Source organism: Niveispirillum sp. GW835-FHT14G11 (assembly GCF_058793615.1).
Map to the genome: position 1 here is coordinate 313596 of NZ_JBXAFZ010000010.1, position 12858 is coordinate 326453.

The 12858-nt window shown below is 65.4% G+C and carries 10 protein-coding genes; 6 read left to right on the forward strand and 4 right to left on the reverse strand.

From position 1 onward, the window contains the following. The first annotated feature begins 402 nt into the window (after nt 1-402). Nucleotides 403-1740: a replication initiation protein gene (locus AC1Q7F_RS19790; RefSeq protein ID WP_492510024.1), complete on the forward strand. Its 1338-nt coding sequence runs from the start codon at nt 403-405 to the stop codon at nt 1738-1740. A gap of 196 nt (nt 1741-1936) precedes the next feature. On the opposite strand, the gene AC1Q7F_RS19795 is transcribed toward AC1Q7F_RS19790, so the two are convergent. Both AC1Q7F_RS19795 and AC1Q7F_RS19800 read right to left on the reverse strand, forming a co-directional pair. Then, nucleotides 1937-2884 (reverse strand): ParB/RepB/Spo0J family partition protein, encoded by a 948-nt coding sequence (locus AC1Q7F_RS19795; protein WP_492510026.1) that lies wholly within the window; start codon nt 2882-2884, stop codon nt 1937-1939. Then, on the reverse strand, nt 2877-3827 hold the full coding sequence (locus AC1Q7F_RS19800) for an AAA family ATPase (protein WP_492510028.1): 951 nt from the start codon (nt 3825-3827) through the stop codon (nt 2877-2879). Before AC1Q7F_RS19800 ends, AC1Q7F_RS19795 begins: the two co-directional genes overlap by 8 nt. A 316-nt stretch (nt 3828-4143) precedes the next feature. Here AC1Q7F_RS19800 and rocD point away from each other — a divergent pair, with 316 nt between their 5' ends. From rocD to AC1Q7F_RS19825, 5 genes are all read left to right on the forward strand, one after another. Next, complete coding sequence (rocD, locus tag AC1Q7F_RS19805) at nt 4144-5376, forward strand: ornithine--oxo-acid transaminase (protein ID WP_492510030.1); 1233 nt, start codon at nt 4144-4146, stop codon at nt 5374-5376. Between the two features lie 229 nt (nt 5377-5605). After that, nucleotides 5606-6520: an arginase gene (locus tag AC1Q7F_RS19810; RefSeq protein WP_492510032.1), complete on the forward strand. Its 915-nt coding sequence runs from the start codon at nt 5606-5608 to the stop codon at nt 6518-6520. Nucleotides 6521-6737: 217 nt separating this feature from the next. Beyond that, a complete protein-coding gene (locus AC1Q7F_RS19815; protein ID WP_492510034.1) occupies nt 6738-7223 on the forward strand; it encodes an Lrp/AsnC family transcriptional regulator in 486 nt (161 codons plus the stop codon). A gap of 285 nt (nt 7224-7508) precedes the next feature. After that, nucleotides 7509-8192 (forward strand): TorF family putative porin, encoded by a 684-nt coding sequence (locus tag AC1Q7F_RS19820; RefSeq protein ID WP_492510036.1) that lies wholly within the window; start codon nt 7509-7511, stop codon nt 8190-8192. Between the two features lie 646 nt (nt 8193-8838). Beyond that, on the forward strand, nt 8839-11229 hold the full coding sequence (locus tag AC1Q7F_RS19825; RefSeq protein WP_492510038.1) for a translocation/assembly module TamB domain-containing protein: 2391 nt from the start codon (nt 8839-8841) through the stop codon (nt 11227-11229). A gap of 6 nt (nt 11230-11235) precedes the next feature. On the opposite strand, the gene AC1Q7F_RS19830 is transcribed toward AC1Q7F_RS19825, so the two are convergent. Together AC1Q7F_RS19830 and AC1Q7F_RS19835 are read right to left on the reverse strand one after the other, a co-directional pair. After that, nucleotides 11236-12639, reverse strand: coding sequence for an META domain-containing protein (locus AC1Q7F_RS19830; RefSeq protein ID WP_492510040.1), 1404 nt, complete (start codon nt 12637-12639; stop codon nt 11236-11238). Further along, nucleotides 12632-12858, reverse strand: a 227-nt coding sequence (locus AC1Q7F_RS19835) for a hypothetical protein (RefSeq protein WP_492510042.1), incomplete at its 5' end; no start/stop codon positions are given. The genes AC1Q7F_RS19830 and AC1Q7F_RS19835, both read right to left, overlap by 8 nt.

A 12858-nucleotide genomic window follows, 5' to 3' on the forward strand; every position in this document is an offset into this window, starting at 1 on the left:
CCTTTGAGAATCAAGCATTTGCGCGGCTTTCCGGGCCTTCTCTGTGCCGGATTGCACGGCCACAATGCCCCCGGCACCCTGCTTGCGGTCCCTGCCCCGCTTTCTGTGCCGGATGTCACGGCCCTCGCCCGCCATTCTGTGCCAAAATGCACGGGCTCGATTCCCCATCGATTCCCGCCCTCTTCTCCATCCTGTGCCAAAGCTCACGGTTGCCCCGATCCTCAAGCCCCATCACTGTGCCGGAATGCACGGGTGAGAATCGATGATTCCAGTCCTTACTGTGCCGTCTCTTACGGGCCCGATGATTCCCGCTTGATCCTGTGCCCCTGTGGTGATGCTCTGTCACAGTGACAAGCCTCACAAGCTCTTTGGCACTGAAACGGTGCCCGGTCGGGGGAACAGATGGCGGCGCAGGCGAATGCGGTAAAACCAGAGATGGCCCGGCCGCGCATCACGGGCAATGTCCTGGACCTGTCCACCGACCCGACCCTGCCCAAGCCGCGCACCCAGATCGAGGTGATGGAGACCGGCAACGGTCTGACCCTGGCGGATCGCAAGCTTTTCAACGTGTTGCTGGCCTATAGCTGGGACAAGCTGTCCGACGCCGACGCCCCCCTGCCGCCGTTCCGTGCCTCGACCGCCGATCTGCGCCGCGCCATCGGCGATGATACCGAAAGCAACAATGTCCGTCTGCGCCAATCCTTCGACCGGCTGATGCAGACCCTGGTGCGCTTCCCGTATTGGAGCGAGGCTGACCAGCAGCTGAAAGAAGGTGGCTCGCCCCTGCTCTCCTTCCGTGCCCTGCCGCGCGGGGCCGGCTATGCCGAATGGGAATTTCCGCCGAAGCTGCGGCCGGTTCTGGCCAAGCCCGGCGCCTGGGCCCGCATCCATCTGGCCATCTGTGCCCAGTTCTCTTCCAAATACTCACTCGCCCTGTATGAGCTGTTGAGCCTCAGGGTCAATCTGCGGGAACCGCGCTGGGACGTGGCCCTGGACGATCTGCGCGACAGTTTGGGCTGCACCGACAAGATGCCCAACTATGCGCATTTCCAGCGCCGGGTGCTCGACCCTGCGGTCAGTGAGATCAATGAACTGTCCGGTCTGGTCATCGCCTATCAGGAAATCCGTTCCAACGGTCGCGGCCGCAAGGTGGAAAAGCTGCTGTTCGATGTGAAGAAGAAATCGAACAGTGAACTGGTGGCCACCGCCCGCATCACCGAATTTGCCAAGGCCCCCGTGGGACGCGGCACGTCTGCGGCGACGCGTGACCAGAACACGCCCGACCTGGAGGATGGCCGCACCGACCGGGAGCGTGGTCCCGCCGGCACCTTGGGCCTGATCCAGCGCGTGTCGCTGGCGGTGATTGATGAGCTGGTGGCGCAGTATCCCGATGTGGACATGCAGACCGCCATCTTCAGCTGGGCCGAATGGGCCATGCGCCAGAAGGAACCGTGCCGCAACCCGTCCGCCGCCTTCCGCGCCTGGCTGGAAAAGCTGCACCCCGCCGCCTCCACCCCCGTCCGCCTGACCCCGGTGGGATCGGAACCCGCACCCCTGTCCGCCACCGAACAGCGGGCCCTGATGTTCCTGTCGGGCGAACCCTATGCCGTGCGCGCCAAATGGTACCGCAAGGCCCAGTCCCTGGGCGCCCCCGACATGCGCGCCGCCACCGCACCTGAAAACATCACCCGCTGGATCGCCCTGGTGGCCGAGGATGTGGCCAAGGGCCTGCGGGGCTGATCATGGGGGCACCGTAGGCCAGTGCCGTAGGTCAGGTCGAGCGAAGCGAGCCCTGACGTTCAAAAGGCACTGTCGCTTGTCAGGGCTCGCTCCGCTCGACCTGACCTACGGGCGCTACGGCACCAACATGATCAGCCCCTCATGATGGCTGACACATGAGCCTATTGACCATCGGGCGACGATACTATGCCAAACTTCACGGGCCCAACAAACCGTCCAGCCGCTCCGCCATCTCCGCCAGCCGTGATCGCAGCAGCGCCAGCCGGGCCCGTTCCTCGGGCTTCAACTTGGCCGCACCCTTGTCTTCCACCGCCTCGATGCCCGCCGAAAGGCTCTCTTCCAGCTTTCCCAGGCCGGCGATGAACTTCTTGGGCGTCACCGGCCTGGCCGCGCTCGGGTCCTTGGCCGGCACCGGCGGGCGCTGCAGGCGGGCGCGGTATTCCCGGGCCTCGCGTGCCGTCAGTCCGTCCTTCTTGACCTTGAGCCATAGGCTCAATTGGTCAATTTCCTCCATCCGCGCCAGTTCCAGCAGCACGGCCTTGGGCACGTCATGGTGTGACGTCACACATTCGTTGAGGATGCTGGGCTCCAGCTTCAGCAGGGTCAGGGTGGTGTTGACCTCTGTGCGCGACCGGCCCAGCAGGTCGCCCACCGCCTCCTGATTATATTCATGCGTCTCGATCAGGCGGCGGATGCCCTCCGCCTCTTCCACCGGCGACAGGTCGACACGCTGCAAATTCTCGATCAGGGCGATCTGGTCGGTATTGGCATCGGTGGGCAGGATATGGGCCATGATCCGGGTCAGGCCGGCCATGGCGGCCGCCCGCCACCGCCGCTCGCCGGCGATCAGCAGGAAGCGCTTGGGCGTGGTCGGATGGGCCTGCACCAGGATGGGCGACAGCTGCCCGACCTCGCGCAGGGAGAAGCTGAGTGCCTGCAGCTCCTCCTCATCAAAATGACGGCGCGGTTGATTGGGATTTGGCTCAATGTCGGTCAGCCGCAGCAGCACCGTGTCGCGCAGGCCATCGGCCGTGCCGAAGATCAGATCCGCGCCGGGCCGATCCAGGCTCTCGCCGATGGATTTTGCCACCATTGCCGGCTGCTGGGCGGGCTGCGCAGCGGGCTTGCGCCAGTTCTTAACCATTGACGATCTCCTGGGCCAGGGTGCGGTAAACCCCGATCGGGTGGCTCTTGGGCAGCATCTTCAACGGCACGGCCCCGGCATAGGTTGCCTGGTCGATCTCCGTGGAGCGCGGGACGGGCGGGAAGATGCGCGCCTTGTCGCCCAGGCTCTCCTGCAGGTCGGCCAACACCTGCTGCTCCACCGCGTAATTGCGGTTGAACATGGTGGGCAGCACGCCCAGCACCTTCAGGCTGGGGTTCTGGCGGCGCTGGATCTTCGATACTGTGTCAAAAATCAAGGGGATGCCGCGCACATCATACCGGCTGGCCTTGGTGGGGATCAGCAGATAGTCGGCGGCGATCAGCGCCGTCACGGTAATCAGCGCCAGTTCCGGCGGGCAGTCGATGACGATGTAATCATAATCGCGCAGCACTTCCGACAGCTTCTCGCGCAGCACATAGCGGCCGTCATCCGGGTCCAGCAGGATCTTGATCTGCGCCTCGGCCAGGGCGATGGTACAGGGCAGCAGGTCATAGCCGTCGCATTTGACGATGGCCTCGGCCATCGTCGTCTCGCCGAACAGCACATCCTCCAGCCCGCCCTTGCGGTCCTGCACCTCCAGCGGGTCGATGCCCGACCCTTCGGTGGCTGTGGCCTGCTGGTCGGCATCGACGATCAGCACCCGCTTGCTCAGCTCGCCCAGCGCATAGCCCAGGTTCAGGGTGGTGGTGGTCTTGCCCACCCCGCCCTTCTGGTTGGCGACGGCGATGATGGTGGCGACGCGCTGGCTGGCGGCGGCCAGGAACTCCGCCACCCGCACGGGCAGGCGCTCCGCCCCCGATTCCCAGCGGCTGATGGTGGCATTGTCATATTTCCGGCCCAGCTTGGTATTCACCCACATGGCGAAGGCGGCCTGGCTCTCGCCACGGGTCTCACGGAATTGGCGCAGTTCATCGGGGGTCATGGCACCCGTCCAGAAGGGGGGATTTGAGGCTTTGAGAATTGTCTCAAATCTCGACCCACGTCAATGGCCGTCAGCGGTACTCCCCTGGAATTCTGTCACTGTAACGCAAAAGACGTCCCCTGTGTGACGTCACACAGGGGACGTTACTGTGCCGGGATGCACGGGTCCAATGCGCGCTGTGTGACGTCACACAGAGTCGGCTGCGCCACCCCTGCCCGCCGCCCCATTCCTGTCGTCGCCGCGTGAAAGATCAGCCGTTTCGGCTGTATCCGCCTGCCATGCTGAAGGGGAAGAGATTGAGAACCGGGAGATGATCATGGATGTGCGAGCCAGCATCGAAGCCGACGCGATCGCTGTTGAAAAGCGCTGGTGCGCGCAGAATTACAAGCCGCTGCCCGTGGTGATCACCCGCGCCGAGGGGGCCTGGATGTGGGACGGGGAGGGGCGGCGCTATCTGGACATGATGGCCGCCTATTCCGCCGTCAATACCGGCCATGGTCACCCCCGCATCCTGGCAGCCCTGACGGAGCAGGCGTCGCGCGTCGCCGTCATCTCCCGCGCCTTCCATTCCGACCGGCTGGGCCCGTTCCTGGAACGGCTGTGCCGGCTGACCGGGCTGGATGGCGCCTGCCCGATGAATACCGGGGCCGAGGCGGTGGAGACGGCGATCAAGGCCGCCCGCCGCTGGGCCTATCGCGTAAAGGGCGTGGCCAAGGACCAGGCCGAGATCCTGGTGGCTGAGGGCAATTTCCACGGCCGCACCACCACCATCGTCGGCTTCTCGTCGGAAGAGGCCTATCGCGACGGGTTCGGCCCCTTCGCGGCGGGCTTCCGCATCATCCCCTTCGGCGATGCCGACGCCATGGAAGCGGCCATCACCCCCAACACCGCCGCCATCCTGGTGGAACCGATCCAGGGGGAGGCCGGGATCATCGTGCCGCCCGATGGCTATCTGCGTCGTCTGCGCGCGATCTGTGACCGCCACAATGTGCTGCTGATCCTGGATGAGATCCAGTCCGGCCTGGGCCGCACCGGCCATTGGTTCGCGCATCAGCATGAGGGCATCCGCCCCGACGGGCTGTGCCTGGGCAAGGCACTGGGCGGCGGCGTCATGCCCGTCTCCGCCTTCGTGGCGCGGCGCGACGTGATCGACATGTTCGGCCCCGGCAGCCACGGCTCCACCTTCGGCGGCAGCCCGCTGGCCGCCGCCGTGGGTCTGGCGGCGCTGGAGGTGATCGAGGATGAAGGGCTGGTGCAGCGGTCGGCGGAGCTGGGCGCCCATATGATGGCGCGGCTGCAGGGCCTGAACAGCCCGGCCATCAGCGCCGTGCGGGGCAGGGGCCTGTGGCTGGGGGTGGAGATCGATCCCGCCGTGGCCACGGCCCGCCATGTCTGCGAGCTGCTGATGCAACAGGGTGTGCTGTCCAAGGAAACCCACGACACCACCATCCGCTTCGCCCCGCCGCTGGTGATTGCCCGCGAGGATCTGGACTGGGCTATCGACCGGTTCGCCGACACTTTGGCGACGCTGACGGGCAAGGTTCGCTGAGAAGTGAGGATGTAAGAGCAACCTGTTGAAATTGCTTTTCCCGCCTCCCCGGCGAAGGCCGGGGCCCAGGGGCCACAAGACCAACCTCCACGCTGCCTGGATCAAAGCTGCTGAAAGGTTGAGCCCCTGACCCTGGGCCCCGGCCTTCGCCGGGGAGGCGATAAGTGCAGGCCATGAACCGGCAGACTCTGAATCCCTCATATACTGAGAAACAGACAAGGATAAAAACATGAGCGGCTGGTACGGTTTCATCGGGGCGCCCACGGATGTTGGCAATGTCGGGTGCGGGGCGGCGCAGGGGCCGGCCGCGCTGCGGGCCGCCGGGCTGCTCCCCCGCCTGGGTCTGGTCGACCGTGGCGATGTGCGCGGCCCCGCCTATGATGGCGGGCGCGATGATACGGGCAGCCGCTCCGTGACCGAAACCGCTGCCTGGTGCAGCGGCGTGCGCGACGCGGTGGCCGGGGTGCTGGCCGATGGCGGCCTGCCGGTGATGGTGGGGGGCGACCATGCCATGGCCTTGGGCTCCATCGCCGCCGCCGCCGCACATGCACGGGCGGAAGGCCGGAATTTCTACGTGCTGTGGTTTGATGCCCATCCGGATTTCAACACGCCGGAAACCTCGCCGTCGGGCAACACCCATGGCTACCCGGCGGCCCTGGCCTGCGGCATCGGCCATCCGGCCTTGCTGCGGGTCGGCGCCTTCACACCGCTGCTGCGGCCCGACCGTCTGGTGCAGTTCGGCGTGCGCGACATCGATGCCGGCGAGCGCGACAATCTGCGCCGCACCGGCATTGAGTTCCACGAGATGGAATATGTGCGTGAACGCGGCCTGGCCGCCCTGGTGGCCCACACCATCGCCCGCATTCACGCGGCCGGCGGCGGCCATGTCCATGTCAGCTTCGATATCGACGCGCTGGACCCGATTGTGGCGCCCGGCGTCGGCACGCCCGTGCCCGGCGGCCTGATGCTGACGGAGGCGCTGGAATCCCTCCACCTGCTGGGCGCCAGCGGCCTCGTGCACTCTCTGGACATCGTCGAATATGCCGCCCCGCAGGATGTGGGCAACCGCACCGCCCAGGTGGTGGAACATCTGCTGGCCGGCTTCATGGCAGGGCGGCAGGGGCAGGCGGCCCTGGTGGCGTGAAGATTTCCGTTTTATGTTCCCTCAGTCGCCGGGCGCCGCCATCTGGCGGCTTGGCTTGCGGCGCACGCGCGCTGGGCCGGCGGTCGCCGGCCTCCAATGGCGTGTGACTCACGCCATTGGCATTACCCGGCTTTTCCGCCGTCACCCGATCCCTGAATTTGGAAATGGGCTCCGGCCCTGCTAGGCTGGCGACAGCCGAGACAATCCAGACCCTCCCATGCGTCGCACCCTTGACCAGATCGATCTGCGCATCCTGGCCGAACTTCAGGCCGATGGCCGCATCACCAATCAGGCCCTGTCGGAACGGGTGGGCCTGTCGGCGCGACCGTGCCTGGAACGGGTGCGGCGGCTGGAGCGGGAAGGGTTGATCGTCGGCTATCAGGCCGTGCTGGATATCCGCAAGCTGCAAAGCTGCATCACCGTGCTGACCCAGATCGCCATGGAGCATCATGGCCGCAATGAACGGCTGCTGTTCGAACGCCGTCTGGCCCACACGCCGGAAGTGGTGGAATGTTTTGAGGTCAGTGGCGAGTTCGACTATATCGCCAAGCTGATCTGCCGCGATATCGACGCCTATCAGGAACTGACCCAGAGCTGGATGGACGATGCCGAGCTGGGCGTCAGCCGCGTGACCAGCAACATCGTCCTGCGCCCGGCCCGCGATCAGGTGCCGCCGCCCTTGTTCGGGCGGGAGCCGGAATAATACCATCGGCCCTATTTATGGCCGATGGTACGGCGGCGACCGCCGCCGCGCGGCCCATGCCGCGCGCCCGAGGGCGCGGATGCGCCCGCCCGGCGCCTGAGGGTGCATGAAACGGAGTAATCCCAAGAATTGATATTGAAAATCGAAATCATTTCCGTTCAATATGCTAATAACTATCACTATACAGCAGTAAATATCATTCAATACCCAAATCAATGACTCCTATTGCCCTTTTCATTTGGGTATCCTGCCCGGCGCAAAGCCAAGAAGAACAGGGGCAGATGGATGGTTCGGTTTTTGATGGCATCGGTGCTGGTGGCTTGCCTGTGGGCATTGCCGGCCCGGGCGGATATCGAAGGTACGGTCGGTATCACCAGTGATTATGTCGATCGCGGCCTGTCCAACTCCCACGGCCACGCCGCCCTGCAGGGCGGCCTGACCTGGACGCAGGGGAACGGCCTGTTCCTGGCGCTGGACGGTTCCATGGTGGATTTTGACGATGGCACGGATGCGGAGCTGAATGCCGTCGCCGGGTATGAATGGGATGGCGACGATTGGGCCCTGCTGGCCGCGGCCGCCCACACCCATTATGTCGGCGCCCCCGCCCGCGCCGGGCTGGATCTGTGGGAATTCGCCCTGGCCGGGGCGCTGGATATGGAAACCCATCAATGGGAAGCCGAACTGATCTACAGCCCCGATGATGGCGGCGCCGGTGCCGCCCTGTACAAGCGGATCGGCGTCACGGTGCCATTTGCCGACCGTTTCGCCCTGTCGCCGCATCTGGGCCATCAGGGATACCGCGACCATGACCGGGCCGGCCCCGGCTATTGGGATTGGGGCCTGGAACTGTCCTACGCCCTGGCCCCCGCTACCTTCGCCATCGCCTATACAGACACCAACCTGACGGACGAACCCGGCTGCCTGTGCGGCGGGCGCGTGGCGGCGTTCGTGACGGTGGCCTTTCCGTGAGGGGGCGTTGGCCCTGACGGGCGGCGGGCCCATGGGCGCTAAGATAGGGCTAGGCACCATCGTTCCCGACCCTTTCTCCCGTCATCCCGGCGCAAGCCGGGACCCAGGGGCCACAGGTTCAAACCCATCCCCCTGCCGGGATCGACGCTGCCGAGAGGTCGGGCGCTTGGCCCCTGGGTCCCGGCTTGGCGCCGGGATGACGATGGAGCGAGGGATATCAAGGCCATCACACATCTATTTTAGCGCCCATAGGCTTGGCGCCGGGATGAAGGATCGGGGGGAACCGCCGCCCGCCCGCCCCCCGGCGTTCCTCAGGCGGCATAGCGCTCTTCCTTGCCTTCCACGGGCCAGGCCCGGCCCATGGCCTGCAGCACCTCCTCCCCAGCTTGTCACCCATCGGCGCCACGGCAGGTGATTGAGCAGACCGATTCCGCTCACCCTACCGTCACCCCGGCCGCAGCATGGGTGACGGTAGAGGGGGCCTCTGCGGTAATGAGAACATCCAATCTTAGCGCCTATGGGTGACAAGCCGGGGAGGCGGGAACCTGCGAGAACAGGCGGAACGCTGCCGCCCTGTCCAAGCGTCTGATTGTCCGGTGCCTGAAGGTGTGTGAAAATCGGTTCATGCCACCTCTGGGAATGAACCATGCCCAACGCCCCCACCGACCTGCCGGACAATGATCAAGTCTTGATCCAGGCGGTGCGGGAGGGAGGTATTTGGTATGCGGGAGATGTCACCCCGACACCGGCACAACTGGCCGATCCCGTTTTCGTGGAAACAATGCCCATCATCCGCGCCAGCACGGTGAGCAGCCTCTGTCTTGGGCTTTGGGATGATGTCCTGGCCGATCCACGCGGGGTTGAAATCTGTGGCGCCCGAATCGTCGGTGAATTTGATATGTCCTTCGGCACTGGTCAGGTTCCGGTGTCGCTGCGGCAATGCCATATCGAACAGAAATTGAATGTTCGGCACGCCCGCTTTCCCGCCCTCTATCTGATTGGCAGCCACCTGGCACTGGGATTGGGCGGAGATGGGCTTAACCTGCAGGGGAATCTGTTCTGCCGCGCCGGCTTCACCAGCAAGGGGGCGGTCTGTCTCCCCGGTGCCCGGATCGGCGGTGCCGCCGATTTCAGCGGCGCTGCGCTGGACGGCAGCGGCGCTGCCGCGTTGAACGCTGACGGCATACAGGTGACGGGCGACCTGTTCTGCCGCGACGGCTTCACCAGCAAAGGGCCCGTCCGTCTCCTTGGCGCCCGGATCGTCGGCAATACTGTGTTCGACGGCGCCACGCTGGATGGCAAGGACGCTGCCGCGTTGAACGCTGACGGCATACAGGTGTCGGGCGGCTTGTTCTGCCGGAGCGGCTTCACCAGCAAGGGGGAGGTCCGTCTCCTTGGTGCCAGGATCGGCGGTACTGCCGATTTCATAAGCGCCAGGCTGGACGGTAATGGCGGTGCCGCGTTGAACGCTGACGGCATACAGGTGACGGGCAGCCTGCTCTGCCGGGGCGGCTTCACCAGCAAGGGGGAGGTCCGTCTACCTGGGGCGAGGATCGGCGGTACCGCCGAATTCGACGGCGCCATGCTGGATGGCAATGGCGGTGTCGCGCTGAACGCTGACGGCATACAGGTGGAGGGCGCTCTGTTCTGCCGGGGCGGCTTCACGAGCAAAGGTATGGTTCGTTTCCCCGGTGCCCAGATCGGCAGCAATGCCGAGTTTGACAACGCTAAGCTGGACGGCAATGGCGGTGCCGCGTTGGTCTCTGATCACATGGACGTGGTAGCTAACCTGTTATGCCGGGATGGCTTCACCAGCAAGGGGGAGGTCCGTCTCCTCGGTGCCAGCATTGGAGGCAATGCCGAGTTCAACGGTGCCATGCTGGACGGCGGCGGCGCTGCCGCGCTGAATGCTGACGGCATACGGGTGAAGGGCGGCCTATACTGTCGCTACTTCTACACAAACAAGGGCGAGACCCGTCTCCTCGGTGCCCGGATTGGCGGCAATGTCGAGTTCGACGGCGCCATGCTCGACGGCAATGGCGGCATTGCGCTGCAGGCTGACAATATGCAAGTGACTGGCGATCTGTTCTGCCGTGATGGCTTCAAGATGAATGGCGATGTCGTCCTTTCAAGTGCCCGCATCGACGGACTCCTGGATTGGCGGCCATCGGGTTGGACCGGTGTGCTGAACCTGTCCCATGTCTCTACCGGCCAATGGTGGGACGCGTGGGATGGAAAAGGCTGGTCCTGCACGGGAGCAGGTCGGATTTTCCTAAACCATTTCACCTATGATGCCTTCTTCGCTGACGAAGCGATGAAGACCGACAGCACCACCCGCATCGCCTGGATACAGGCGGCCCAGGGGGATGATTTTCGGCCCGGTCCCTATCACACTCTCGCCCGTGTTCTGCGGGCTGCCGGTGATGACGCTGGCACGGTAGCTGTGGGATTGGCAAAGGAGCAGGCGCGTAGCAAGCATCGGATCAAGTCGTATCGCAAGCGGCCTGGAAAATGGAACGCCTGCTTCTGGTGGGCAAAGGCGGCCTGGGTCTGGTTCTGGACGCGACTTTTCGATCTGTTCGTCGGCTACGGCTACCGCCCCTGGCGTGGTGTCGGATGGCTGGTCATCCTGCTGGCTATCGGCACATTGCTGTTCGGGTGGGGCGCCCCGACTCCCTATGGTGGTCCAGGACTGATCAAGCCGGCCGATCCCGTCTTCATCAGCGCGAACCAGACCCGCAGCATCCTGAACCCGCTTCCGGCACCCGCGCCCCCCCACGGGATCAACTACACGCTGCCGCCCGAATACACGCCCTTCAGCGCCTTCTGGTATTCCTTCGACACGCTGGTTCCCCTGATCGACCTGGGCCAGGAACGCGCCTGGAGCCCCAGCCCCATCGACACGTTGCAGAAGGACAAGGCGGGTTGGTGGCTGCTCTTCTACCTCTACATCCACATCATCATGGGCTGGGTGCTGACCACCCTGACCGTGGTGGCGCTGACCGGGCTGATCAAGCGCGACAAGGAAGCGGAATGACCACCCCTACCGCCGCAGCCGGATCTCCGTATCGTCCAGCCCGGACAGGACCAGCGTCCCGTCCGCCTCCACCGTATGGCGCTGGATGCTGCGCAGGGCCGACAGCAGGCTCTGTTCGCGCAGCATCACCTCGCGCGGGCAGGCCATCATTGTGCTGGCGGCACTGCGCCCGGCGATGGTCAGACCGTTGGCGTCGGCGCGGTAGCGGGCGGTGAAGCGGTTGCAGCCGGCATGGCCGCTGACCTCTCCCTGGCCGGAAAAGCGCATGGACAGGCCGGCATCGGGCACCGGCTGGCCGTTCAGCGCCGTCACCTTCCAGTCCCCACCCTGGGTCAGGAAGGCCGATGCCGACCCGCCGCAGCCGGTCAGCACCTCGCCGTCGGCCTCCACCAAAACCTTGTCGGGGAAGGGGGTGCGGGTGCGCCCATCCAGGCACAGGCCGGGGTTGATGGTCACCCTCAACTCCCCCTCGCCCAGGCGCGCCACATAGCGGTGGCCATCGGCCAGCAGCTGGCGTTCGGGCACGGCGATCTGGGCGATTTGTGAGGTTACTGTGCCGGATCTCACGAGGTCCAGACGCTCCGGTCCGATGCGCAGGGTCCAGTCAGGCGCGCGGCCCCGCGCCTCGTAAAGGCCGGCTTGCGCGTCCTCGGCGAATTCCGACTGGGCGCAGGCGGTTTCCGCCTCCCCGGCGATGGACAGGCGCGCATTGCGCCCCTTGCTCCAGAAACCGACCTCCCGCCCGTCCGCCATCGCCCCGGCATAGCGGGCACCGGACGCGGAGAATCCCTGCTCCAGCCGCAGCGTGGCCCCATCCAGCGCCAGTTCCAGCCCATCCTCCTCATACAGCGCCACCACCTGCCGCTCCCCGCACAGGTACACGGTGCCGGGCGGGCGCAGGGCCGGGCCGGTCTCTTGCGCGGTGGGGGCGGGTGGGGTGGCCCGCGTCAGCCACAGCATGCCCAGATTATGCAGGCTCTGGCCGGGATCGACGACATGGGCGCTCTGGATGGACCAGAGCGGCTGACCCTGGGCGTCCTGGATGACGGCGCGCAGCGCATAGCGCACGCCGGCCTTCAGCTTGGCCGCCGCCGCCGTCAGGCGGAAGCGCAGCGGCACCTGCTGGCCGGCCAGATCGATGGTCTGCCTTGCCAGGGCCGGGGCGGCCGGATCGCCGCCGCCCTGTTCGGCCAGGGTGACCAGCAGTACGGACCCCGGCGGCAGGGCGATGCGCTCGCGATAGCTCAACTCACCGATGATGGTGACCAGTGCGCGGGCGGTGGAGCCATTGCCTTGGGTGCTGCCATTGCCGGCGGCGCCGCCCGACACCTGTGCGGCTACCGGCCCGGCGGCAAGCACCAGCGCCAGTCCCGCCGTCAGAGATGCCAGCCCCCAGCCCGCCTTACCCATGCCGCCCTTTGTCCTCAATCTCATTCCGGGCGCCGATGATGCCGCCGGATCGGCCTGGGTGCCAGTTTGAAATGCATGCGTGCGTATTTTCCGCCCCTGCCGACGGCCCGGAAATCACCGGTTCAGTGCCTGCCATCACGGCTTCATGGGGCCCTGGCAAGTGAATACGTATGCGTCGCAACGCAGCAATCATCTGCATACGTATTTTCGCGCTCTCCG

Coding starts and splice junctions, on each gene's coding strand:
- AC1Q7F_RS19790 (WP_492510024.1), top strand. CDS start 403: ATGGCGGCGCAGGCGAATGCGGTAAAACCAGAGATGGCCCGGCCGCGC.
- AC1Q7F_RS19795 (WP_492510026.1), bottom strand. CDS start 2,884: ATGGTTAAGAACTGGCGCAAGCCCGCTGCGCAGCCCGCCCAGCAGCCG.
- AC1Q7F_RS19800 (WP_492510028.1), bottom strand. CDS start 3,827: ATGACCCCCGATGAACTGCGCCAATTCCGTGAGACCCGTGGCGAGAGC.
- rocD (WP_492510030.1), top strand. CDS start 4,144: ATGGATGTGCGAGCCAGCATCGAAGCCGACGCGATCGCTGTTGAAAAG.
- AC1Q7F_RS19810 (WP_492510032.1), top strand. CDS start 5,606: ATGAGCGGCTGGTACGGTTTCATCGGGGCGCCCACGGATGTTGGCAAT.
- AC1Q7F_RS19815 (WP_492510034.1), top strand. CDS start 6,738: ATGCGTCGCACCCTTGACCAGATCGATCTGCGCATCCTGGCCGAACTT.
- AC1Q7F_RS19820 (WP_492510036.1), top strand. CDS start 7,509: ATGGTTCGGTTTTTGATGGCATCGGTGCTGGTGGCTTGCCTGTGGGCA.
- AC1Q7F_RS19825 (WP_492510038.1), top strand. CDS start 8,839: ATGCCCAACGCCCCCACCGACCTGCCGGACAATGATCAAGTCTTGATC.
- AC1Q7F_RS19830 (WP_492510040.1), bottom strand. CDS start 12,639: ATGGGTAAGGCGGGCTGGGGGCTGGCATCTCTGACGGCGGGACTGGCG.